The organism is Pseudomonas sp. SWRI154 (assembly GCF_014268645.1).
GTDB classification, from domain to species: Bacteria; Pseudomonadota; Gammaproteobacteria; order Pseudomonadales; family Pseudomonadaceae; genus Aquipseudomonas; species Aquipseudomonas marvdashtae.
In genome coordinates this window covers 159,479-184,049 of record NZ_JABWQW010000005.1, presented here as the reverse complement: position 1 = coordinate 184,049, position 24,571 = coordinate 159,479, and the positions used below count along the sequence as shown (strand labels likewise).

Genomic DNA, 24,571 nt, shown 5'->3' with positions numbered 1-24,571 from the left:
ATGACTGTTGCCCCATGGAGAACAACAATGAAAATCGCCCTTGATCCCTACATGCACCGCCACCTGAGCCTGCCGGACCTGTGCCGCAAGACCGCCGAGCTCGGCTACGAATACCTCGAGTTGTCGCCACGGGAAGACTTTTTGCCGTGGTGGGTTCGCCCGCGCGCCCACAAGGAACGCATCGCCGAATTCAAGAAAGCCCTGCGTGACCACAACCTGCAACTGGCTTCGCTGCTGCCGATGTACCGCTGGGCCAGCCCCCACGAGGACGAACGTCGGGCGGCAGTGAATTATTGGAAGGAAGCGATCCAGGTCGCCGTGGAGATGGGCTGCACGACCATGAACTCGGAGTTCGGTCGCGGGCCGTCGCCTGATCGCGGGCACAAGGTCAGTTGCTGCGGGGGCCTGCACAGCCATGAGTCCAGCGAAGCCGCCTGGTGGCAGAGCATGGAAGAACTGGTGCCGATCCTCGAATCCGAAGGCGTCACGTTGAACGTCGAGCCTCATCCGGAAGACTGGTGCGAGACGCTGCACCCGGCCCTGGACATGCTCAAGACCCTCGGTTCGGACAACGTCAAGTTCCTCTATTGCACGCCCCACACCTTCTACTTCGGCGACGACATGAAAGCCATGATCGCCGACGCAGGATCGATGATCGCCCATGTGCACATTGCCGACACCTACAACCACAAGGCCTCGTCCGGCCTGCGTTACATCGTCAATCCGCCGGGGGCGAAAGTGACCGTGCACCAGCACATGGACATGCACCAGGGCGAGATCGACTGGGACCTGTTCTTCAGCGAGTTGGCCAAGACCGGCTTCGACGGCATCGTCACCGCCTGCGTGTTCGGCTGGGAAGAACGGGCGGATGAGTCGGGGCGGTTCATGCGCCAGGAAATCCAGGCTTACGTCGACAAATACTTCCGATAACCGCGTTCGTCACGGCAACAGCGGGACGATCCGCGGCTCGACCCCCCGCTCGCTGACCTCGAGCAGCGCCAGCGTCACCGGCAGTTTGAAGCGTCGGCGGCCGGCGCTGCCGGGGTTTAGGTAAAGCCGTTCCCCGCGCCAGTCGATCAGCGGTTTGTGGGAATGGCCGGTGATCACCAGCTTTACTTGCGGGTCGAGGGCGCTGGGCACATCGGCCATATCATGGACCAGCAGCACTTGCCGTCCCGCCAGGTCGAACTGAAGGCAATCAGCGATGCCCGCCGCCCAATCGACGCCCAGGTCGTTGTTTCCCCGCACCACGTGCAGTTCGCCGATGGCAGCCAGTGCTTCGAGGATTCCAGGACTGCCAATATCACCGGCATGAATAATCCGCTCGCAACCTTGCAGCGCCACCAGCGCCTCGGGGCGCAGCAAACCGTGGGTGTCGGAAATAACGCCAACTTTCATGAAACCTTCCTCCCCAACCGTGTGTCGTCGGTTGTACCTGCCTCGTCGCAGTTAGCTAACGTGCTGAAATCGAATAGGATAGGCTGCGCGCTGAAACGCGCGAACCTGTCGTGGAAAGGATACGTCAATGCTCGGACGCAAACAGCCGGAGCCCAAGCTCGAAAACCCCAATGAAGCCTTTTCCCAGCAGGCGGTGAAGGCCGGAGCTGCATTTCGGCTGACCGTAAGTTTCATGCTCGTCGTGATCCTGGCCTTCCTGGCAGTCGAAGGCTGGCGCACATGGCGCGATTACCGCGCGGTTTTCGCGTCGGCCCGCGATTCGGTCACGAATCTGGCCCGGGCAACGGCTCAACACGCCGAAGACACCATTCGACAAGTGGACGTGGTCACCGCCGCCCTCGCCGAACGTGTGGAAGGCGATGGCCTGCAGAACATGGACATCCCGCGCATCCACAAACTGCTGGTGCAACAGGCCGCCATCATGCCGCAACTCCATGGGCTGTTTATCTATGGCCCGGACGGCCAATGGCTGGCGACGGACAAGGAAGCTGTTCCGGAAATGGCCAACAACGCCGACCGCGACTACTTCCAATACCACCGCACCCACGAAGATCGAAGCGTGCGCATCGGTGACGTGGTTCAGAGTCGATCCACCAACGACCTGATCATTCCCATCTCCCGCCGCTTGAACAATCCCGATGGTTCCTTCGCCGGCGTGCTGCTCGGAACGGTCAAGGTCAGCTATTTCGTCGATTACTACGGCGATTTCAAGATCGACGACAAAGGTGCCCTGGTCCTGGCCAAGCGCAATGGAACGATCCTGGTCCGACGGCCCTTCGTCGCTTCGGTGATCGGCAAGAGCCTGGTCAACAGTGTGATTTTCAGGGAACACCTGCCCACCTCCAACCAAGGCGTTGCCGAAGCCAGGGCCGTCGTCGACGACACCGAGCGTCTATACGGCTACCGGGCCCTGACGACGTATCCGCTGGTGGTGGAAACCGGTTTGTCCCGGGAATCGATCACCGCACCCTGGCGCCGCGACTTGCTCAAGACCAGCCTGGTGCTGGTTTTCCTCATCGCGATACTGGTGGGTTTCGGCCTTATCGTGCTGAGCCAGCTGCGCTACCGCATGACCATGGAAAAGCAGATCCGCAGCGCCCACCAGGCCATGCGGGACATGGCGCTGACCGACAGCCTGACCGGACTGGGCAATCGCAGGCGGCTGGACATCGCCCTGGCCGATGAGCTGCGCCTGGCCAAGCGCCAGGGTTCTTCCCTGGCGCTGATCATGCTGGATGTCGATTACTTCAAGCGCTTCAACGACAGATACGGCCACGCCGCCGGCGACGATTGCCTGCGGGCGATTGCAGGCGCGATCGGGCAGACCATCAAGAGACCGGGCGACCTCGCGGTCCGCTATGGCGGCGAAGAGTTCACTGTGCTGCTGCCCAACACCGACAGCGCCGGTGCCGCCAAGGTCGCACAGCAAATCCTCGAAGCCGTCAGGTCCTTGAACATTGAACATGGCGACCATCCGTTGGGCATCGTGACCATCAGCGCCGGCATTACCACCTGTCAGCCGAACAGCGAGGACGCGACGCCCGCCATGTTGATCAAGGCCGCGGACGCGTTTTTGTACCTGGCGAAGAACACCGGGCGCAATCGTTGGTGCAGTGCCGACGCATCGCAGGGCTGATGCGGTCGGCTTGACCGCATATCGGTTCATTACGCCCTGCGTAGGCTTGCGCAGGTGCCGACCGGCCGCCACGCGGCTACAATGCGCGCTTCGACCGTGACCAGCCTGAATAAAAAAACATGTCCTTGCCTAAACATCATCTGGAATTGCTCAGCCCCGCCCGCGACGTGACCATCGCCCGCGAGGCCATCCTGCATGGCGCCGATGCCGTGTACATTGGTGGCCCGAGTTTCGGCGCGCGTCACAACGCCTGCAACGAGGTGAGCGATATCGCCGGGCTGGTGGAATTTGCCCATCGCTACCACGCCCGGGTGTTCACCACGATCAACACGATCTTGCACGACAACGAACTGGAGCCGGCCCGCCAGCTGATCCACCAGTTGTACGATGCTGGCGTCGATGCGTTGATTGTCCAGGACCTCGGGGTGATGGAACTGGACATCCCGCCCATCGAACTGCACGCCAGCACCCAGACCGACATTCGCACCCTGGCCCGGGCGAAATTCCTCGACCAGGCCGGTTTCTCCCAGTTGGTCTTGGCTCGCGAGCTGAACCTGCAGGAAATCCGCGCCATCGCCGACGAGACCGATGCGGCCATCGAGTTCTTCATCCACGGCGCGTTGTGCGTGGCGTTCTCCGGCCAGTGCAACATCTCCCACGCGCAAAACGGGCGCAGCGCCAACCGTGGCGATTGCTCCCAGGCCTGTCGCCTGCCCTATACCTTGAAGGATGACCAGGGCCGGGTCGTTGCCTACGAAAAACACCTGCTGTCGATGAAAGACAACAACCAGAGCGCCAACATCCGCGCCCTGGTCGAGGCTGGCGTGCGTTCCTTCAAGATCGAAGGACGCTACAAGGACATGGGCTATGTGAAGAACATCACGGCCTACTATCGCCAGCGCCTGGACGACGTGCTCGAAGACCGCCCGGACCTGGCCCGCGCTTCCAGCGGCCGCACCGCACACTTCTTCGTGCCGGACCCGGACAAGACCTTCCACCGTGGCAGCACCGATTACTTCGTCAGTGAACGCAAGATCGACATCGGCGCCTTCGATTCGCCGACCTTCACCGGCGTACCGGTGGGCGTGGTGGAAAAAGTCGGCAAGCGCGACTTGCAGGTGGTGACCTTTGATCCGCTGTCCAACGGCGATGGCCTCAATGTGCTGGTCAAGCGCGAAGTCGTCGGTTTCCGCGCCAACATCGCCGAGCCCAAGGGCGAATTTCTCGATGAGGACGGCAAGCAGCGCTACCGCTACCGCGTCGAGCCCAACGAGATGCCGACTGGCCTGTATCAGTTGCGCCCCAACCATCCGTTGAGTCGCAACCTGGATCATAACTGGCAGCAGGCGCTGCTCAAGACCTCCGCCGAGCGCCGTGTGGGCCTGGCTTGGCTTGCAAAGTTGCGCGAAGAGCGCCTGGAGCTGACTGCCACCAGCGAAGAAGGCATCATCGCCAGCGTTGCCCTCGACGGTCCCTTCGGCCTGGCGAACAAACCGGAGCAGGCCCTGGAGCAACTGCAAGACCTGCTTGGCCAACTGGGCACCACTGAATACCACGCCACGTCGGTCAAGCTGGATGCGCCCCAGGCTTATTTCATCCCCAACTCCCAACTCAAGGCGCTGCGCCGCGAGGTCATCGAAGCCTTGACCGCCGCGCGCGTCGCGGCGCATCCACGGGGCGGGCGCAAGGCAGAAACCACCCCGCCACCGGTGTACCCGGAGTCGCACCTGTCGTTCCTGGCCAACGTCTACAACCAGAAGGCCCGCGACTTCTACCACCGCCACGGGGTCAAGCTGATCGACGCGGCGTTCGAGGCCCACGAGGAAACCGGCGAAGTGCCGGTGATGATCACCAAGCATTGCCTGCGTTTCTCGTTCAACCTCTGCCCCAAACAGGCCAAGGGCGTCACCGGCGTGCGCACCAAAGTCGCGCCGATGCAGCTGATCCACGGGGATGAAGTGCTGACACTGAAATTCGACTGCAAGCCCTGCGAGATGCACGTGGTCGGCAAGATCAAAGGGCATATCCTTGACCTGCCGCTGCCCGGCAGTACGGCGCAGCCGGTGGTCGGCTACATCAGCGCGGAAGATCTGCTCAAGACGATTCCTCGCGGAACGCATTGAGCCCGGCTCCCCATGAACGTCGTTCCCATTGAGGATGGCGTTCTGGGGAGTTTCATTTCTGCGCCGTTTTTGCTTTTACCGGCGACAGATTCTGTCAAAGGGCTCCCCCACCGCGCGTTCATGATGCTAGGTTGTAAGTGATTGTTTCATACCGTCACTTTTTCCCTGCAAAGGAATGCCTCTCATCATGAACCTCCCGTTCAAGCGTCTGGCTGTTGCCAGCCTTATCCTGTCCAGCCTCTCAGCGTTTTCGATGCCGGCCAACGCCAACATCAGCGCGCAACAGAGCGCGACCCTCGTCAAGACGTTCGCCGACACATCGGTCAGCGATTTCCGGCAGTTCCTGACCAGCGTGGCCAAGAGTGACCTGGCCAAGAGCGCCAACCTCGGCCCGGCCATCAGCGCCTTCCAGGGCAACAAAACCCTGTCGGCAGAACAGCAGAACGAAATCCATCGACTGTTGGGGATTTATGCCCGGGTGAAGTACGGCAAAGCCGCGACCGCAACCTTGCGCGAGCTGGTTGAAATCCCAACGTATCGCAAGGACGGGGTGGCCCAGCATGAAAACCCTGAGTTCCTGAAAATCGCCGACAAGATCAAAAACCTGGCTGAAGGCTTCAACCTGAACTTCCGTAACGTCGACAACCGTGTCTATGAGATTTTCCTCGAAGGCAGCGGCGACGAAGTCGTGGGCATTCACGCTCACGCCGATGTAGTGCCAGTCACGCCGCAGAACTGGGTCCTCAAGGACGGCACCAAGCTCGATCCATTCAAGGTCAGCCTGATTGGCGACCGCATGTATGGCCGGGGCACCGAGGATGACAAGAACGCCATCGTCGTAGCGCTGTATGCCATGAGGATCATCAAGGAAGAAAAACTGCCGTTGGCGAGAGATTTCAAGCTGTTGGTTGACACTACCGAGGAAACCACCGGCGACGCCATCCCCTATTATTTCGAACGCAATCCGACGCCTAACTACAACTTGGCGCTGGACGGCAGCTACCCCGTCGTGATCGCCGAGAAAGGCTACGGCACGGTCATGGCCAACTTTCCCCGGCGCGCGGCCCAAGGCAAGGGCGCGGAAGTCACTGCGCTGACCGGCGGCATGGCGACCAACCAGATTCCCTCCACCTCGGTCGCCACGTTCGTTGCCGACAAGCCTGCCGAGCTGGCCGCCAGCCTGCTCAGGGCCGGCACCGACTATGCCAAGGCCCACGGCAGCAACTTCACAGTGGCCAGCGGGGTCGTTGACAACGCGGTCAAGCTGACCTTCACCGGCGTCTCCGCCCACTCCTCCGAACCCGAATCAGGCGTCAACCCGGTCGCCCGGATGCTGGATTTCATCCACGGCCTCGACGGCAAGGTCGCGCTCAAGCACAACCACATCACCGACGCCGCCCGCTATGCCGCCGACAACTGGGGCCTGGATTACTTGGGCAAGAACCTGGGCATTGGCTTTTCCGACGCATTCATGGGCCCGCTGACCGCGTCGCTGACTTACGTCGGCATGGATGAAAAACTCTTCAAGCTGGCGGTCAACCTGCGGGTTCCCGTCGGCAAGCCGACCGAGGTGCTGAAGACTGAAATCACCGAGAAGCTGGCGGCCTGGACCGATAAATCCAAGGTTGCCGTTGCCTTCGACTTTTCCATCGACGAACCGATGTACCGCAATCCCGAAGGTGAATGGGTCAAGGCGCTGCTGGCCGTCGCCACCGAGAATCTTGGAATGGAACACACGTTCGGCACCTCGGCCGGCGCCACGTCGGTCCATGACTTGCCCAACGGCGTGCAGTTCGGCCTGGCCATGCCCAACCTCAAGTACACCGGACACAACGACAACGAGTTCAAGACGGTCGAGCAGTTCCTGCTGGATTTGCAGATCGTGACCGAGATGATGGGGCGGATCGGGCAGTTGCCGAAGCTCTGACCGGCCCTGCGCGGGACAATGATCAAGGTCTGTCGGTTTCCATCGTGGCGAGGGAGCTTGCTCCCGCTGGGTTGCGCAGCGACCCCAAAAAGGGTCGAAAACGCGGTCAACCTGACCCACCTCAGTGACTGAGCCAGGGCCTGCTGCGCAGTCCAACGGGAGCAAGCTCCCTCGCCACAAAAGCAGCGCCTGCCTATGTTCCCCAAGACAATCGAAATCCCTGTGGCTAGGGATTATCTATTCCTTCAGGGGTGGCACTTGGATCGATGAGCTTGGCTGTAATGTCGACCAGTTCCACCCCCCAATCGCCGTGCAGGTACCAATCTTCGCCGATCATCTCGGCCGGGTGCATGGTGCGGTCGGCGCCGTTGCCGCAGGCCAACGCCGTCGCTGCGCAATAGCGGTCGCAGCCCCAGCAGATGCGCTCGGGATGTTTCGGGCTGATGGGAAAGGGCTTTGCCATGACGACCCCGCTGACCAAATGGGTGTATCCCCACCTTAGCGTGTCTGCGCGCGATGCCCCTTGATTCTGATCAAGAACAGCGCCGTCGACGCCAGCCGTACGGACCGCCCAAATATTCGCACTGAAAATTGACAAGAATCATTATTATTCGCAGCGAAGCTTCCTAGACTCGGCGCCATCAGATAGCCAACCAGGAAGTCATCATGCGCGCGCTTTTTCCCCTGCCTCTCGCCCTGCTCTTTCTCGCTCCGCTGGCCCAGGCCAAGGAGTATCCGATCGGCGAACCGCAACTGTGCCCAGGGCTGGAAGTCGGCGCGGTGTATCTGCAACCGATCGAAATGGCCCCCACCGGCATGATGCGCGCGACCGCCGATTCCGACGTGCACCTGGAGGCTGACATCCGCGCCACGGCGGATAACCGGCAGGGTTTCCAGGAAGGCAGTTTCGTGCCTTACCTGAACGTATCGTTCCAGCTGAAAAAACAAGACAACGACACCCAGCTCAAGGGCGATTTCCATGCCATGGTCGCCAATGACGGGCCGCACTACGGCGACAACGTCAAGCTGCTGGGCCCCGGCAAATATCAACTGACCTTCACCGTCCTGCCGCCCGGGGGCCACGCTTCGCTCGGCCGTCACACCGACAAGGAAACCGGGGTGGCGCCGTGGTTCGAACGCTGTGAACTGCATTACGAATTCGTCTACGCAGGGATCGGGAAAAAAGGCGGGTACTGAAGATGAGTCGCCGATTCTTCTGGCTGATGTTGACCGGCCTGCTACTGCCATCGATCGCCCAGGCCGAACTGCCCACCTACGAGCTGAGTATGCGCGATGGGCATTTCACTCCGCCGCGGCTGGAAGTCCCGGCTGGCCAGCGCTTCAAGATCGTGCTGAAGAACGTCGGTCAAGGCCCGGCGGAATTTGAAAGCACGCCCCTGCGCGTCGAAAAGGTCTTGTCTCCCGGCGTGACCACGTTTGTGGTAATCCACCCGTTGCGCCCCGGCCAGTACCCGTTCTTCGATGAATTCAATCCGCAACTGCCCGAGGGCGGGATTCTCGCCCGGTAATCGTCCAGGAGGCGTTTGCATGACTCAATCGATGTTCATTGTCTGGCGCGAAAGCGTCGAGGCGCTGTTGGTGATTGGCATTCTCCAGGCGTGGGCCAGCCGCCAGCAACAGGCGGCTGGGCTGAGCCGTTATGTCTGGAGCGGCGCGGTGCTGGGGTTGTTGCTTTCCGGCGTGCTGGCCGGTTTGATCCTGCTAGCCGGCGAAGCCATGAGCGGCGCTGCCAACGAGTGGTTCCAGGCTTCATTGGCGTTGCTCGCCAGCCTGCTGATCGTGCAGATGGTCGGCTGGATGCACCGCAACGCCGGCACCCTCAGGCATGACCTGACGCGCCGCGCCGACCAGCGCCTGGGGCGTCAGGGCGGCATGGGGTTGCTGGTGCTGGCGTTATTGGCGGTCAGCCGTGAGGGCAGCGAAACCGCAGTGTTCCTGTACGGCGCCGGGACCCGTCTGCAAGGACCGTCGCTGGGTTTGTTCGCCGTTGGCGCGATAGCCGGGTTGGTGCTCTCGCTGCTCACCGTTGCTCTGCTGCACGGCAGCCGCCGATTCATCTCGTGGCCACGTTTTTTTGCCGTCAGCGAAGCGATCCTGCTGCTCTTGGGCGCGGCGCTGCTGGTCAGTGGCGTAGAGCGAATCGCCGGCCAGTTGCTGGCAATGGATTGGCCCGAGGCGGTGTATCGCGCCATTGGCGATGCGCTGTGGGACAGCAGCGCAATGCTGGATGACGGGCATGGGCTCGGCGGTTTCATCGCTGACTTCACCGGTTACCGAGCCAGCCCAAGCCTGCTGATACTGCTGGTGTGGCTCGGCTACTGGCTGGTCGTCGCCAGTTGGCTGCGGCCGCGCAAGACGGAAAACCTGCCATGCCCGACCTGAACGCGGTGCTCCAGCGCCTCGGCGATGGCATGCGCCGCCATGGCGCGGTCATTCGCGCCGTGCAGTGGACGGTGGTGCTGTTCTACGCCGTGCTGCTGGTAGTGCCGGCGATGTTGCCATTGCCTGACAGTCAGGCACGGTTGATGGACAACCTGACAGTGTTCGCACAGTTTCTGTTCTGGGGTATCTGGTGGCCGTTCGTGTTGCTGTCGATCGTCCTGTTCGGCCGGCTCTGGTGTGGCGTGCTGTGCCCCGAAGGCGCCCTCAGCGAATGGGCCAGTCGACACGGCCGTGGCCTCGGCGTGCCACGGGGATTGCGTTGGGCCGGCTGGCCGACCCTGGCGTTCTGCCTGACGACGCTCTACGGCCAACTCATCAGCGTCTACGATTACGCCCAGGCCGCACTGCTGATTCTTGGTGGATCGACCGTCGCGGCCGTCGCCGTCGGGTTGCTGTTCGCCCGGGGCAAGCGGGTGTGGTGCCGCTACCTGTGTCCGGTCAGCGGCGTCTTCGCCCTGCTCGCCCGCCTCGCCCCCGTGCACTTTCGAGTCGACGAGCAACGCTGGCTGGAAAACTCCGGGCCACGTCGCCCACCGCCCAATTGCGCGCCCTTGCTCGACATCCGTCGCCTGCGCGGCGCTGCCGATTGCCACGCCTGCGGTCGTTGCAGCGGTCAGCGCGACGCGGTGCGCCTGATCACTCGCTCCAGCAATCAGGAAATCCTTGAGTCCACGCTGACGACCGTCTCGCCTTGGGACGTTCGCTTGTTGTTTTTTGGGGTGATCGGGTTGGCGATGGGCGCATTCCAATGGACCGTCAGCCCTTGGTTCATCGCCCTTAAACAGGTACTGGCCCACTACTTGGTGGCGCATGATGTGACCTGGCCCTTGGAGGATAACGCCCCGTGGTGGTTGCTCACCCACTATCCGCAGCTCAATGACAGCTTCAGTTGGCTGGATGGGTTGTGCATCGTTCTCTATCTTGGGTCCAGCGCTTTGCTGTTAGGCACTTCGCTGATGCTCATCGTGCGCCTGGCCGCAAGACTGGCAGGTGCGCCTGCACGATATTGGCCCTTAGCCATCACTCTCGTGCCCCTCGGCGGTGCAGGGTTGTTCCTGGGTTTATCGGCCACCACGGTCAAGCTGTTGCGCTATGAAGGGATGTTGCTGGAATGGGTGCAGCCGGCCCGGGCGATCCTGCTGGTGATGGCCATCGGCTGGAGCATGCTGCTGGGCTGGAAACTGCTCGGCCGTGAAGGCGCGGCGCCGATTCGGCGGCTGCTTGCGATGGCCTGCCTGGCCCTGGCCAGCGGTTTGGTCGGGTATGGCTGGTGGTTGCAGTTCTGGGGGTGGTAAGCCCGGACCTCCAGGCTTTCCCCTAATACCTACACCTTGAATCGCGCTACCGTCTGATGCAGTGCCCCGGCCATCTGCGCCAGGTCCTGGCCAGCCGTGTCGGTGTGCCGGGCTCCCAGCAATACCTGTTCGGACAGGTTGCGGATGCCCACCAGGTTGCGGTCCACCTCGCGAGCCACCAGCGCTTGCTGCTCCGTGGCGCTGGCGATCATCAAGTTGCGTTCGTTGATCTGCCCGATCGACAGGGCAATTTCATCCAGCGCATCTCCGGAGCGCTGGGCGACTAATAGGGTGATCCGCACCCGTTCGCTGTTGCCTTGCATCGCGGTGACGGCCTGTTCGCTGTCCTGGCGGATGTTGCCGATCATGTCTTCGATTTCCCGCGTCGAATCCTGTGTGCGATGGGCCAAGGCCCGCACCTCGTCGGCCACCACCGCGAACCCACGTCCGGCGTCGCCGGCCCGGGCGGCTTCGATGGCCGCATTCAATGCCAGCAGGTTGGTTTGGTCGGCAATGCTGCGGATCACCTCCAGCACCGAACTGATGTCCTGCACGCGTCCGGCCAGTTGCTGGATTCGGCCCGAGGTGTCTGTGACCCCGTCAGCCAGTGCGTGAATCGATGCGACGGTTTCCTGCACCTGATCACGGCCACGCTGGGCAGTTTGCTCGGACAACCGCGAGGCTTCGCTGGCACTCACGGCGTTGCGCGCCACTTCATCCACCGCCGCCGTCATCTGGTTCACCGCCGCCGCTGCCTGTTCGATTTCCTGCCCTTGCAACTGCAGGGTGCTGTTGGTCTGGCTGCTGACGGCGCTCAGTTCTTCGGAAGAACTGGCGACCCGATCCACCGAAGCCGCAATCTGCCGGACCATGGTGTTGAGGCTCTGCTGCATCTCGTGCATGTTGCCCATGACACTGTCGTTCGCACCGACGCCAATCGGCACACGGATGGTCAGGTCCCCCCGGGCGATGTGACTCAGCACCCGCGCCGCGTCGTTGGGCTCGCCGCCCAGCGGACGGGTCACGCTGCGGGTCACCAGCAACGCGACGGTGCTCACCACCGCCAGGCAAGCGAGTACCAACGCGAGCATGTTGCGTCGCGCGTCGCTGTAGCGTGTCTGGGCCAGTTGTTCGCGCTCGACAAAAATCCTGCCCTGCAAGGCCATCATCGTTTCGAGGCTCTTGTACACCTCAAGCTCCGCCGGAATCACGCCTTGCTTGAGCTGCGTCATCGCCTCATCCGTCGCGCCCTGGCGGATCAACGCCTGGACCTGGACAAACGCCGCCACGTAGGCTTCTCGACGCTTCTTCAGCTCAGCGTAGGCGGCCTTGCCTTCCGGCTGGTCGAACAGCGGTTCGAGCGTTGCGAAGGCCTGGGTGATGCGTTGCCGGGTGGTGTCGATGGATTGCTGGACCTGCGTATTGTTCTTGTCGATCAACAGGTCGCGGGTGTTTCTGGCGTTGTCGCGCACGCCCGTGGCGATGACCATGATCGGATCGATCCTGGGCCAATCCTGCTGGACGATCTGCACCGCCTGGTCACGCAGCATTGCCAAATCGTTCAGGGCATACAGCGCCAAGGCAATCAATGCCAAAGGCGCGATGGCAAAGCCCATCACGATACGTTGGGCAGTGGTGAATCTGGTCATGTCAAATGCTCCCTGTTCAACTACCTGCCGACTGGCAGCGCATTTGAAAACCATAAAAAAGTGTGGCCCGGTGATGCCGGGCCGCTGTCGATGGTAGGTCCCCGCGGTCGGTCAACTGCGCAACACGAACGAAGGGAACAACTCGCGCATCGCGGCCCACAGCTCTGGCTGCAAGGCCTGTGCCGAAACGCTGGAAAGATGGGGGTCGAGCATCCGGGCGGTGCGCACCAGTTGCACGGCAAAACGCTTGACGCCCCGCTCGCTCAGGCGTCGGGCCAGGGTCAACAGTCGGTCGGGGTCGAACAGGTGCCAATGGACGGTGGTACGGCATTCGTAGTCCACGCCGCTGTCCAGTAGATGGTCGAGGCTGCGCCAGTTCGCTGCGCCACTGCCTTCGACGCGGGTCACCTCCAGGGCATCTTCGGGCAAAGCCTTGACGTCGAAGCCGACCCAATCGGCCTGTCCGACCACTTTGGCGAAGGCCGCCGGCTTGATACCGGCGCTGTGCAGGCCGATGCGAAAACCCATCTGCCGCACTTCCTCCATGGCTGGTGCCAGGCCGTCCTGCAAGGTCGGTTCGCCGCCGCTGAACACCACGGCGTCGAGCAGATCCTGGCGGCGTTGCAGGAACGCCAGTACCCGGCACCAATCCACTTCCTCGCTGCCGCGCGGCGGGATCAGTTGCGGGTTATGGCAGTAACGGCAACGCCAGGCACAGCCTTGGCAAAACAGCACACAGGCCAGTTGGCCTGGATAATCAAGGGTGGTCAGGGGCACCATGCCCCCGACCCGTAGCACTCGACTCATGGACGCCCGGCCGCGCGTTCGGTGAAGTGCACCCGCTCGCGGTGCTCGGACTGCTTGCCAGGGTTGAAAGCCGCCACCGGACGGTGATAGCCCATCACTCGGGTCCAGACTTCGCAACGTTGACGCTGTGCGGGGGGAAGGCTTTGCGATGCATTCATGGGTGAAGCTCCTTGCGGTCGATGGATCGGATCAGTGAACGTTGCCTGCCGTTTGCTGTTGCAGCAGCAAGGCCTCGTCGCATTTCGGGCAGAACTCGTGTTCGCCAGCCAGGTAGCCGTGCACCGGGCAGATCGAGAATGTCGGCGTAATGGTCAGGTACGGCAGGCGGAAGCGCCCCAGGGCCTTGCGCACCAGTTGCTTGCAGGCCTGTGTCGAGGAAATCTGTTCAGCCATGTACAGGTGCAGCACCGTGCCGCCGGTGTACTTGCATTGCAGTTCGTCCTGCAGCTCCAGGGCTTCGAACGGATCGTCAGTGAAGCCCACCGGCAGTTGCGACGAGTTGGTGTAGTACGGCGCGATCGGACTGCCGGCCTGGAGGATGTCGGGGTAACGCTTGAGGTCTTCCTTGGCGAAGCGGTACGTGGTGCCTTCGGCGGGTGTGGCTTCGAGGTTGTAGAGGTGGCCGGTTTCCTCCTGGAAACGCAGCAATGTCGCCCGCACGTGGTCCAGCAGCTTCAGGGCGAATGACCGGCCCTGCTCGGTATGCAAGCCCTCCTTGTCAGCCGTGAAATTGCGCAGCATCTCGTGCAGGCCGTTCACGCCGATGGTGGAAAAGTGATTGCGCAAGGTGCCAAGGTAACGCTTGGTGTAAGGGTACAAACCGGCGTCCATGTGATGCTGGATCACCTTGCGCTTGACCTCCAGGCTTTCCATCGCCAGTTCCATCAAGGCGTCGAGGCGTTGCAGCAACGCGCTGGTATCGCCCTTGTACAAGTAGCCCAGGCGCGCGCAGTTGATCGTCACCACGCCCAGGGAGCCGGTTTGCTCCGCCGAGCCGAACAGGCCACCACCACGCTTGAGCAGTTCGCGCACGTCCAGTTGCAGGCGGCAGCACATCGAGCGCACCTGGTTGGGTTGCATGTCCGAATTGAGGAAGTTCTGGAAATACGGCAAGCCATAGCGGGCGGTCATTTCGAACAGGCGGTCGGCGTTCTCGCTGTCCCACGGGAAGTCATGGGTGATGTTGTAGGTCGGGATCGGGAAGGTGAACACCCGGCCTTTCGCGTCGCCGGCCTGCATCACTTCGATGTAGGCACGGTTGATCAGCTCCATCTCCACTTGCAGGTCACCGTAGGCGAACGGCATTTCTTCGCCGCCAATCACCGGAATCTGTTCACGCAAATCCTCGGGGCAGACCCAGTCGAAGGTCAGGTTGGTGAACGGCGTTTGCGTGCCCCAGCGCGACGGTACGTTGAGGTTGTAGATGAACTCCTGCAACGACTGGCGGACCTCGTCGTAGCTGAGATTGTCCTTGCGTACGTAGGGTGCCAGGTAGGTGTCGAACGAGCTGAACGCCTGGGCGCCGGCCCATTCGTTTTGCAGGGTGCCGAGGAAATTCACCATCTGGCCCAGGGCACTGCTCAGGTGCTTGGGCGGCCCGGCCTCGACCCGCCCGGGCACGCCGTTAAGGCCTTCGTGCAGCAGCGTGCGCAGGGACCAGCCGGCACAGTAGCCGGCGAGCATGTCCAGGTCGTGGATATGCAGGTCAGCCTCGCGGTGTGCCTGGCCGATGGCCTGGCTGTAGACCTCGTCGAGCCAGTAGTTGGCGGTGACCTTGCCGGACACGTTGAGGATCAGCCCACCGAGGGAGTAACCCTGGTTGGCGTTGGCCTGCACGCGCCAGTCCTCGCGATCGAGGTATTCGTTCATCGACGTGGCGACTTCCACGAGCGTGCGGCGATCCCGGCGCAGGCGTCCGTGTTGCTCGCGGTAGACGATGTAGGCACGCATGGACAGGAAATACCCGGCGTCCATCAACACCCGCTCGACCCGGTCCTGGATCTGCTCGACGTTCAACCGCGCCTGCCCTTCCAACCGCGCCAGCACCGCCTCAAGCAACACCTCGGCCTCGGCTTCGGCGTACTCGCCGGTGGCCTTGCCAGCGGCAATCAGCGCCTGGCGGATCTTGTCCGCATCAAAGGCAACCACACTGCCGTCGCGCTTGTGCAAGCGGTTACAGCCTACTGAGATCAACGTGCTCTGCATTTTGGCTCCAGACACTACATATAGGTGTTTTTTTTCTTTCACACACAACATGCAGTAGAGAATACGTCCCAAGAGATTGCTTGAAATTGACTGATGTCAAGAAAGGACGATGACCTGGAAAGCTATTTCACCAACGCTGAAATCCCGGGGCGAGGGAACTTGCTCCCGCTGGCCTGCAAAGCAGGCCCAAAAAGGCAGGCGACTGCTGCGCAGCCGAGCGGGAGCAAGCTCCCTCGCCACAAAATCCTCTACTTTCAGCCGCCGCTCATGTTCATGAACCGCACGATCTGCACTTCCCCACCGGGGCTGAAGTCATGCTGCAAAGGCTTGCCTTTGAGTGCCTGTCTCACCGTTTGAATAATCGGTTGATCATCCAGCGGATACCGCCGCAGCAAGCCACGTAAATCGAGGGAACTCTCCTGGCCCAGGCACAGCAGCAAGCGCCCTTCGACGGTCATGCGCACGCGGTTGCAACTGGCGCAGAAGTTGTGGGTGTTGGGCGAAATAAAACCGATCCGGGTGTCAGGATGACGCTCCAGGCGCACGTAGCGCGCCGGCCCGCCACTGTTTTCAGTGCTGTCGAGCAGGCGATGGTGGCGAGAGATCTCGGCCCGGACCTCATCGCTGGAACAGAACGATTCGCCTCGGGACCGTCCAACCTCGCCCAAGGGCATTTCCTCAATGAAACTGATATCGATACGCTGATCGATGGCGTATTGCACCAGCGCCGGGACTTCATCGAAGTTGCGCTCCTTCATCACCACGCAGTTGAGCTTGATCCGCTCGAACCCGGCGACCTTCGCCGCCTCGATACCGGCCAGCACCCGGTCCAGATCGCCGTTGCGGGTGATCGCCCGAAAGCGCTCGCCGTCCAGGCTGTCAAGGCTGATGTTCATGCGCTTGACCCCGGCATCCACCAATGGCCGGGCCAGTCGGCCCAACTGCGAGCCATTGCTGGTCATCACCAATTCCCGCAGGCCGGGCAATGCCGCGATGTCGCGACACAGCCCGACGATGCCCGGACGAATCAGCGGCTCGCCACCGGTCAGGCGAATCTTCCTCACGCCCAAGCCGACGAACAGCCGCGCCAGGCGCTGCAACTCCTCCAGGGTCAACACTTGCTGACGCGGCAGGAAAGTCATGTTTTTCGCCATGCAATACACACAGCGAAAATCACAACGATCGGTCACCGACATCCGCAAATAATCGATCTGGCGCCCAAATCCGTCCTGCAATACCGCGCTCATGAAGATCTCCCGATTGAGCCATGCTCACTGCACCAGTGGCGAGTCGGCGCCCTGAAGATGAATGCCACGGATGTCCGCCGCACCGATCAGGGTTTGCAGGTATTGCACCAGCGCCTTTTGCCAAACGCCCTGCTGCAACTGGGTGCGAATCGCCGTCGCCACGGCCTCGTAAGGCAACGCCTGGCCTTCGATGCGCTGGTCGATGCTGATCACGTGCCAGCCATAGCGACTTTCCAGCGGTTTGCTGGCCAGCCCCGCCGGCAAGGTGAACAACTGGCGCTCCAGCTCCGGCACGGTCTGGCCCTTGCTGATCTGTCCCAGCGAACCACCCTGCTCCTTGGACGGGCACGCCGAATACTTCTGCGCCAGCTCGGCGAAACTCCCCGGAAACTGATCCAGCCGTTCCAGCAGCAACTCGGCCTGGACATGGGCCAGGCTGCGGGCCTCGGCATCGTCCGGCGCGCATTCGAGCAGGATGTGCCGAACCGCCAGCAACGGCGCGCTGTGGAAGCGCGCGCGGTTGCTTTGGTAATAACGCAGGCAGGTGGCCTCGTCACACTGCGGCACCTGCACCTCGCGTTCGAGCAACAGCCGCGTAGCCGCTTCTTCTTCGTTTTCCCCGGCACCGACCTGCAACGCCAGACCCAGCTCGGCGATACGCTGCTGGAGCAATTGGCGAATCACCAAAGCCCGGGCCGCTTGGTAGACCGCCTCCTCGCGGCTGTCAGCCGGGTGATACTGCAACTCCTGAGCCATCGCCTGCGGGGTGATCGACACCCCATTGACGCTGATGATCGGCCATTCCTGCTCACTGCTGGCAATCAATGGAGGGGCTTCTTCGCTCATCACGGGCTCGGCCTGGACGGGCTCGAATGCCACCGCCCCGACCGGTTCTACCTCGACTGCCGGCGCGGCTTTCGCCGAGGAACCGCAACCACCGCCACCACTACCGCCACCACATCCGCATCCACTCGCCATGATCTTCTCCTCAGAACTTCTGCCGAACGATTTGATAACGACGTCCCAGGTACCAGACCGGCGCACTGACGATGTGGACGAGACGGGTGAAGGGGAACAACACGAACAGGGTCAGGCCCAGCAGCACATGAAGCTTGTAGACCAGGCCCACCGGTGCCATCGCCGTGGCGGCTTCCACCGGTTTCAACAGCACGGTGTTCTGCGCCCAGTCGGCTAGCATCACCATCACCGAACCGTCCATGTGCGCGGTCGAGGCGACAATGGTCATCAATCCCAGCACCAGCTGCACCAGCAGCACCACCAGCACCAGGATGTCCGACGCATTGGAGGTAGCACGAACCCGTGGGTCGGTCAGGCGCCGGTTGAGCAGCATCAGCAAACCGACCAGGCCGAGCACGCCGAAGAAGCCACCGGAAACCATCGCCAGCAACTGCTTGTTCTCGGTGCTCAGAAAGTGGTGGTAAACCGCCGAAGGCGTCAGCAGCCCGACGAAATGCCCGGCCAGCACAAACAGCACACCGATGTGAAACAGGTTGCTGGCCACGCGCATGCCGCGCTTGTTCAGCATCTGGCTGGAACCGGCCTTCCAGGTGTACTGGGACAGGTCGAACCGCGCCCAGCTACCGATCAGGCAGATTGCCAGGGCCACATAGGGGTAGACCCCGAACAACAACAGATCCCATTTAGACATTGCCCACCTCCCCGGCGGGCGCTGCGGCCCGCCCTTCATGCTGAAAATCCACCCAGTGCAGCGGCACCGCACTTTCGTCCCGTGCCTTGCCCGGCGCGCTTGGCAGCGAACTGCAACGGTCTTGCTGCTCGGCCTTCATGAAGTCCACCGCCTCTTCCTCCCAGACCTTGTCCAGGGCTTCGAGAGAGTCATCCCGCGGTTCGGCCTTCACTTGCTCACGCAGCTCGGCTACCGCCACCTGGGGCTCGGCCCCGGCGATTTGCAGCAAGGCCCGGAAGCAACTGGCGTAGGCGCTTTCACGCTCTTCCAGGCGCGCCGCGAGCAAGGCCAGCAGGTGCGCGACATCGGCCAGGCCCTCGCGGGCCTCGAGGTCTTCGCGGGTAGACAAGAACTCCAGGTACAGCGGGATGTAGTCGGGCAGCTCCTTGACGCCGATGGCGAAACCGGCCTCCTCGTACTGGGCCATCATGTCGACCATGGCCTGGCCGCGGTCACGGGATTCGCCGTGGACGTGTTCGAACAGCAGCAGCGACAGCGAACGGCCTCGACCGAACAACGCGCCGTAGTGCTCCTGGCCGTCCATCAGGTCCTGGCCGCAGATCAGTTCCAGCAACTCGAACAACCCGGCGCGTTGGGCGGGACTGATTTCCCGCGCCTGGACAATCGCCTGTTCCAGCTCGTCGCGGCCGGCCACCAGGTTTTCGGTCGGATAGTCCAGCAGCAACGAAATCACTTTGAGAATGCGCATGCTCATTCCTCCCACAACTGCACGGTTTTGATCACGTCGCGGCGGTTGGCTTTCTTGCCACCGAACATGTTGGTGTCGGAGCTGCCACTGCAACCGCTGCCGAAGCTGAAGCCGCAACCGGAGCGTTCGGCGAACGCATCGCTCATGGCGTCTTCACGGTGGGCGCTCGGCACCACGAAACGGTCTTCGTAGTTGGCGATGGCCAGGTAGCGGTACATCTCTTCCACCTGGTTCACGCTCAAGCCGACGTCGGCCAGTACTTGCAGGTCCTGCACGCCGTCGACTTGCTCGGAACGCTTGTAGGCGCGCATCGCCAGCAAGCGTTTCAGCGCAAGCTTGACCGGTTTTTCATCGCCGGCGGTGAGCATGTTGGCCAGGTAGCGCAGCGGGATACGCAGGCTGTCGACATCCGGGATCACCCCGTTCATGCCCACGGTGCCGGCGGCCGCAGCGTTCTGGATCGGCGACAATGGCGGCACGTACCAGACCATCGGCAAGGTGCGGTATTCCGGGTGCAGCGGCAGGGCGAGTTTCCAGTCCACGGCCATTTTGTAGACCGGCGAGCGCTGCGCCGAATCGATCACCGACTGCGGCACGCCATCGGCCAGGGCCTGGCGAATCACCGCCGGGTCGTTCGGGTCGAGGAAGATTTCCAGTTGCTTCTCGTACAGGTCCTGTTCATTGGCGGTGCTCGCCACTTCGCTGATGCGGTCGGCGTCATACAACAACACGCCGAGGTAACGAATCCGGCCAACGCAGGTTTCAGCACAGACGGTCGGCATCCCGGCTTCGATGCGCGGGTAGCAGAAGATGCATTTTTCCGACTTGCCGCTCTTCCAGTTGAAGTAGATCTTCTTGTACGGGCAGCCGCTGATGCACATGCGCCAGCCGCGGCACTTTTCCTGGTCGATGAGGACGATGCCGTCCTCCTCGCGCTTGTAGATCGCACCGCTCGGGCACGATGCCGCGCACGCTGGGTTCAGGCAGTGCTCGCACAGGCGCGGCAGGTACATCATGAAAGTGTTTTCGTACTCGCCGTAGATGTCCGCCTGGATCTTGTCGAAGTTCTTGTCCTTGCGTCGCTTGGCGAATTCAGTGCCAAGAATTTCCTCCCAGTTAGGGCCCCACTCGATCTTCTCCATGCGCTTGCCGGACACCACCGAACGTGGTCGCGCGGTAGGCTGGTGCTCGCCCAGCGGCGCGGTGTGCAGGTGCTGGTAGTCGAAGTCGAACGGTTCGTAGTAATCGTCCAGGCTCGGCAGGTCCGGGTTGGCGAAGATGTTCGCCAACACGCGGAACTTGCCGCCGATGCGTGGGTTGATCGAGCCGTCGGCGTTGCGGACCCAGCCGCCCTTCCACTTGTCCTGGTTCTCCCACTCCTTGGGATAGCCGATGCCTGGCTTGGATTCGACGTTGTTGAACCAGGCGTATTCCATGCCTTCACGGCTGGTCCAGACGTTCTTGCAGGTAATCGAGCAGGTGTGGCAGCCGATGCATTTGTCCAGGTTCAGGACCATGCCGATTTGTGAGCGAATCTTCATCTCAGTTCTCCTCGATATCAGTCGGCAGTGGACGCGGCAAATCATCGCCACTGGAACCGTCGAGCCAATCGACCTTGACCATCTTGCGCACCACGACGAATTCGTCGCGGTTGCAACCGACCGTGCCGTAATAGTTGAAGCCGTAGGCCTGTTGGGCGTAGCCACCGATCATGTGGGTGGGCTTGAGCACCACGCGGGTCACCGAGTTATGGTGGCCGCCACGGGTCTTGGTGGTTTCCGAACCGGGCACGTTCACGATCCGTTCCTGGGCGTGGTACATCATCACCATGCCTTCCTTGACCCGTTGGCTGACCACCGCCCGGGCGGTCAGCGCGCCGTTGGCGTTGAAGCATTCGATCCAGTCGTTGTCCTCGATCCCGGCGCGCTTGGCGTCGATTTCCGAGAGCCAGACAATCGGTCCGCCACGGCTCAAGGTGAGCATCAGCAGGTTGTCGCTGTAGGTGCTGTGGATGCCCCATTTCTGGTGCGGGGTGATCCAGTTCAGGACGATCTCGGTCTCGCCATTGCTGCGCTTGCCCTTCACGCCTTCGATGGTGCGGGTGTTGACCGGTGGCCGGTAGCTCATCAATTGCTCGCCGAACGCCTGCATCCACGGGTGATCCTGGTAGAACTGCTGGCGACCGGTGATGGTGCGCCATGGGATCGACTCATGGACGTTGGTGTAGCCGGCGTTGTAGCTCACATGATCGTCTTCCAGGCCGGACCAGGTCGGGCTGGAAATGATCTTGCGCGGCTGGGCCTGGATGTCACGGAAGCGAATCGCCTCGTGCTCCTTCGAAACGGCCAGGTGGCTGTGGTCGATGCCGGTGAATTCCGACAGCGCCGCCCAGGCTTTCACCGCGACATGGCCGTTGGTTTCCGGGGCCAGGGACAGGATCACTTCGGCGGCGTCGATGGCGCTGTCGATTTTTGGCCGGCCTTGGCTGATGCCCGCGTCGACTTCCTTGTGGTTCAGCTCACCGAGGAATTTCACTTCGGTGTCGGTGTTCCAGTTGATGCCCTTGCCGCCGTTGCCGAGTTTTTCCAGCATCGGGCCCAGGGAGGTGAACTGCTTGTAGATGTTCGGGTAGTCGCGCTCCACCACGTGCAGGTTCGGCGCGTTCTTGCCCGGTTGCGGGGCCACCCCGGCGCTCTTCCAGTCAGTGCCGCCAAACGGCTGGGCCAGCTCGCCGACGCTGTCGTGCAGCAACGGTACGGTGACCAGGTCTTTTTCCACGCCCAGGTGACCGACCGACATGGCCGAAAACGCCTTGGCGATGCCTTTGTAGATTTCCCAGTCCGAACGCGATTCCCAGGCAGGATCAATGGCGGCCGACAGTGGGTGAATGAACGGGTGCATGTCCGAGGTGTTCATGTCGTCTTTTTCGTACCAGGTGGCGGTCGGCAAGACGATGTCGGAATACACGCAGGTCGAGGACATGCGGAAGTCCAGGGTGGTCACCAGGTCGAGCTTGCCAATGGCGCCCTCGTCGACCCATTCGGCTTCGGTGGGCTTGCACTCGGTGCTATGGCCGATGTCTTCGTTCATCACGCCGTTCCTGGTACCGAGCAAGTACTTGAGCATGTACTCGTGGCCCTTGCCCGAAGACCCGAGCAGGTTGGAACGCCAGATGAACATGTTGCGCGGGAAGTTCACCGGGCTGTCCGGTTGCTCGCAGGCAAAGCGCAGCGAACCGTCCTGCAGCGACTTGACCACGTAGTCCTTCGGCTCAAGACCCGCCGCCGCGGCGTCACGGCAGATATTCAGCGGGTTGGTGTTGAGCTGCGGTGCGCTCGGCAACCAACCGGCGCGTTCGGCGCGGATGTTGTAGTCCAGGGCGTGCTCGGGGAACTGCGACTTGTCCGCCAAGGGCGAGAGCACATCGTGCATGCTCATCTTCTCGTGGCGCCATTGCGAACTGTGGCCGTAGAAGAAGCTGGTGCCGTTCATCTGCCGTGGCGGACGGTTCCAGTCCAGGCCAAAGGCCAGGGGCAGCCAGCCGCATTGCGGACGGAGTTTTTCCTGGCCGACGTAGTGGGCCCAGCCGCCGCCGGTCTGGCCGACGCAACCGCAGAGCATGAGCATGTTGATCAGCCCGCGGTAGTTCATGTCCATGTGGTACCAGTGGTTCATCGCCGCACCGACGATGATCATCGAGCGTCCACGGGTCTTGTCGGCGTTGTCGGCAAATTCACGGGCGATCTGGATGGCCTTCTCGCGGCTCACACCGGTGATGTGTTCCTGCCAGGCCGGGGTGCCGGGCACCGAGGCGTCGTCATAGTCCTTGGCAACGTTGGCGCCGCCCAGGCCACGGTCGATCGCCAGGTTGGCCGCCGACAGGTCGAACACGGTGGCGACTTTTGCCACGCTGCCATCGGCCAGCACCACACTGTGCACCGGCACCCGGCGGAACTGCACCGCGTCACCGGCCACATGCTGGAAGTATTCCTGGGCTTCTCCGGCGAAGTACGGGAACGCTACCTCGGCGACGTCGCCGCCGATCAGGCTCAGCTTGAGGTCGATCTCGCGCCCCTCGCCGCCTTCACGGGGCAGGATGTTCCACTTGCCCTTCTCGCCCCAGCGATAGCCGATGGAGCCTTGGGGCGAAACCAGCTCGCCGTTGGCGTCCAGGGCGATGGTTTTCCATTCCGGGTTGTTGTCCTGGCCGAGGTTGTCGGTCAGGTCGCTGGCCCGCAGGAAACGGTCCGGCTGGTAACCCGCGCCCGGCGCCGCGCCGAGCATCGGCTTGAGCATCACCAGCACCGGCAGGTCGGTGTAGCGCTTGGCGTATTCGGTGAAATAGGCGCTCGGTTTGTCCAGGTGGAATTCTTTGAAGATCACATGGTTGAAGGCCTGGGCCAGCGCGGCGTCGGTGCCCTGCTTGGGGTTGAGCCACAGGTCGGTGAGCTTGGCGACTTCCGAATAGTCCGGGGTAATCGCCACGGTCTTGGTGCCCTTGTAGCGCACCTCGGTGAAGAAGTGCGCGTCGGGGGTACGGGTCTGCGGGACGTTGGAGCCCCAGGCAATGATGTAGTTGGAGTTGTACCAGTCGGCCGATTCCGGCACATCGGTCTGCTCGCCCCAGACCATCGGCGAGGCTGGCGGCAAGTCGCAATACCAGTCATAGAAGCTCAGGCACACGCCACCGATCAGCGACAGGTAGCGTGAGCCGGCCGCATAGCTGACCATCGACATGGCCGGGATCGGCGAGAAACCCACCACCCGGTCCGGGCCGTGTTCCTTGATGGTGTAGACGTTGGCCGCGGCGATGATCTCGTTGACTTCTTCCCAGTTGGAACGGATGAAGCCACCCATGCCGCGCTTGCTCTTGTACGAGTCGGCCTTGGCCTTGTTCTCGACGATGCTGGCCCAGGCTTCCACAGGCGGCAGGGTCTGCCGGGCTTCGCGCCAGAGTTTGAGCAACGGCTTGCGGATTTTCGGGTACTTGAGCCGGTTGGCGCTGTAGATGTACCAGCTGTAGCTCGCGCCACGCGGGCAGCCGCGTGGTTCGTGGTTGGGCAGGTCGTTGCGGGTGCGCGGGTAGTCGGTCTGCTGGGTTTCCCAGGTGATCAGGCCGTTCTTGACGTAGATTTTCCACGAGCACGAACCGGTGCAGTTCACCCCATGGGTGGAACGCACGATCTTGTCGTACTGCCAGCGCGAACGGTAGACATTCTCCCAGTCGCGGGACTCCTTGCGGGTCTCGCCGTGGCCATCGGAAAACTCGCCTTGCTTGCGGTTGAAGTACCGCAGTTGATCCAGTAAATGACTCACAGTGTCTTCCTCTCAGGCTTGCTCCGCG

At 62.1% G+C, this 24,571-nt stretch carries 20 protein-coding genes and 1 pseudogene; 8 read left to right on the top strand and 13 right to left on the bottom strand.

The annotated features are described in order from the left end of the window. Positions 1-27 precede the first annotated feature (27 nt). Positions 28-930 carry a sugar phosphate isomerase/epimerase family protein gene (locus tag HU806_RS06925; protein WP_186610682.1) on the top strand — a complete coding sequence of 301 codons (903 nt, stop codon included), beginning with the start codon at positions 28-30 and terminating at the stop codon, positions 928-930. Between the two features lie 9 nt (positions 931-939). On the opposite strand, the gene HU806_RS06920 is transcribed toward HU806_RS06925, so the two are convergent. Beyond that, positions 940-1,398, bottom strand: coding sequence for a metallophosphoesterase family protein (locus HU806_RS06920; protein WP_186610681.1), 459 nt, complete (start codon positions 1,396-1,398; stop codon positions 940-942). Positions 1,399-1,525: 127 nt separating this feature from the next. Between HU806_RS06920 and HU806_RS06915 the strand changes: the two genes are divergently transcribed. The 3 genes from HU806_RS06915 (at position 1,526) to HU806_RS06905 (ending at position 7,144) form a co-directional block, all read left to right on the top strand. Continuing rightward, a complete protein-coding gene (locus HU806_RS06915; protein WP_186610680.1) occupies positions 1,526-3,094 on the top strand; it encodes a sensor domain-containing diguanylate cyclase in 1,569 nt (522 codons plus the stop codon). 119 nt (positions 3,095-3,213) lie between these two features. Next, complete coding sequence (locus HU806_RS06910; protein WP_186610679.1) at positions 3,214-5,217, top strand: peptidase U32 family protein; 2,004 nt, start codon at positions 3,214-3,216, stop codon at positions 5,215-5,217. A gap of 187 nt (positions 5,218-5,404) precedes the next feature. Next, positions 5,405-7,144: a dipeptidase gene (locus tag HU806_RS06905; protein WP_186610678.1), complete on the top strand. Its 1,740-nt coding sequence runs from the start codon at positions 5,405-5,407 to the stop codon at positions 7,142-7,144. A 226-nt stretch (positions 7,145-7,370) separates the two neighbouring features. Here the strand turns inward: HU806_RS06905 and HU806_RS06900 are convergent, their stop codons facing one another. Beyond that, positions 7,371-7,607 carry a DUF3079 domain-containing protein gene (locus HU806_RS06900; RefSeq protein ID WP_186610677.1) on the bottom strand — a complete coding sequence of 79 codons (237 nt, stop codon included), beginning with the start codon at positions 7,605-7,607 and terminating at the stop codon, positions 7,371-7,373. Between the two features lie 203 nt (positions 7,608-7,810). On the opposite strand from HU806_RS06900, the gene HU806_RS06895 reads away from it, so the two are divergent. The 4 genes from HU806_RS06895 to HU806_RS06880 are packed head-to-tail and all read left to right on the top strand — an operon-like array spanning position 7,811 to position 10,902. Further along, a complete protein-coding gene (locus HU806_RS06895; RefSeq protein ID WP_186610676.1) occupies positions 7,811-8,341 on the top strand; it encodes an iron transporter in 531 nt (176 codons plus the stop codon). A 2-nt stretch (positions 8,342-8,343) separates the two neighbouring features. Further along, complete coding sequence (locus tag HU806_RS06890; protein ID WP_186610675.1) at positions 8,344-8,673, top strand: cupredoxin domain-containing protein; 330 nt, start codon at positions 8,344-8,346, stop codon at positions 8,671-8,673. Between the two features lie 19 nt (positions 8,674-8,692). Continuing rightward, positions 8,693-9,547, top strand: coding sequence for an FTR1 family iron permease (locus HU806_RS06885; protein ID WP_186610674.1), 855 nt, complete (start codon positions 8,693-8,695; stop codon positions 9,545-9,547). Continuing rightward, the gene (locus tag HU806_RS06880) at positions 9,535-10,902 is read left to right on the top strand and encodes a 4Fe-4S binding protein (RefSeq protein WP_186610673.1); all 1,368 of its coding nucleotides are present in this window, start codon (positions 9,535-9,537) and stop codon (positions 10,900-10,902) included. Before HU806_RS06885 ends, HU806_RS06880 begins: the two co-directional genes overlap by 13 nt. A 29-nt stretch (positions 10,903-10,931) precedes the next feature. On the opposite strand, the gene HU806_RS26800 is transcribed toward HU806_RS06880, so the two are convergent. From HU806_RS26800 to HU806_RS06830, 11 genes and pseudogenes are all read right to left on the bottom strand, one after another. Beyond that, the gene (locus HU806_RS26800; RefSeq protein WP_437179897.1) at positions 10,932-11,636 is read right to left on the bottom strand and encodes a methyl-accepting chemotaxis protein; all 705 of its coding nucleotides are present in this window, start codon (positions 11,634-11,636) and stop codon (positions 10,932-10,934) included. Positions 11,637-12,068: 432 nt separating this feature from the next. Next, a pseudogene (locus HU806_RS26795) lies at positions 12,069-12,551 on the bottom strand (MCP four helix bundle domain-containing protein); the annotation flags it as partial. A gap of 111 nt (positions 12,552-12,662) precedes the next feature. Continuing rightward, a complete protein-coding gene (locus tag HU806_RS06870; protein ID WP_238350128.1) occupies positions 12,663-13,358 on the bottom strand; it encodes an anaerobic ribonucleoside-triphosphate reductase activating protein in 696 nt (231 codons plus the stop codon). Continuing rightward, on the bottom strand, positions 13,355-13,516 hold the full coding sequence (nrdD, locus tag HU806_RS26655) for an anaerobic ribonucleoside-triphosphate reductase (RefSeq protein ID WP_092174522.1): 162 nt from the start codon (positions 13,514-13,516) through the stop codon (positions 13,355-13,357). Before nrdD ends, HU806_RS06870 begins: the two co-directional genes overlap by 4 nt. Positions 13,517-13,547: 31 nt before the next feature. Continuing rightward, positions 13,548-15,563, bottom strand: coding sequence for a ribonucleoside triphosphate reductase (locus HU806_RS06860; RefSeq protein WP_186610671.1), 2,016 nt, complete (start codon positions 15,561-15,563; stop codon positions 13,548-13,550). A 254-nt stretch (positions 15,564-15,817) separates the two neighbouring features. Beyond that, a complete protein-coding gene (gene moaA, locus HU806_RS06855; protein ID WP_186610670.1) occupies positions 15,818-16,810 on the bottom strand; it encodes a GTP 3',8-cyclase MoaA in 993 nt (330 codons plus the stop codon). Between the two features lie 24 nt (positions 16,811-16,834). Beyond that, the gene (locus HU806_RS06850) at positions 16,835-17,788 is read right to left on the bottom strand and encodes a peptidylprolyl isomerase (protein ID WP_186610669.1); all 954 of its coding nucleotides are present in this window, start codon (positions 17,786-17,788) and stop codon (positions 16,835-16,837) included. A gap of 10 nt (positions 17,789-17,798) precedes the next feature. Next, positions 17,799-18,479 carry a respiratory nitrate reductase subunit gamma gene (narI, locus tag HU806_RS06845; RefSeq protein WP_186610668.1) on the bottom strand — a complete coding sequence of 227 codons (681 nt, stop codon included), beginning with the start codon at positions 18,477-18,479 and terminating at the stop codon, positions 17,799-17,801. Continuing rightward, on the bottom strand, positions 18,472-19,227 hold the full coding sequence (narJ, locus tag HU806_RS06840; RefSeq protein WP_186610667.1) for a nitrate reductase molybdenum cofactor assembly chaperone: 756 nt from the start codon (positions 19,225-19,227) through the stop codon (positions 18,472-18,474). The genes narI and narJ overlap by 8 nt, the downstream gene beginning before the upstream one ends. A gap of 2 nt (positions 19,228-19,229) precedes the next feature. After that, entirely contained in the window at positions 19,230-20,768 is a 1,539-nt protein-coding gene (narH, locus tag HU806_RS06835) for a nitrate reductase subunit beta (protein ID WP_186610666.1), read from the bottom strand. A 1-nt stretch (position 20,769) separates the two neighbouring features. Then, positions 20,770-24,543, bottom strand: a complete 3,774-nt coding sequence (locus HU806_RS06830; RefSeq protein ID WP_186610665.1) for a nitrate reductase subunit alpha — start codon at positions 24,541-24,543, stop codon at positions 20,770-20,772. Between the last annotated feature and the right edge of the window lie 28 nt (positions 24,544-24,571).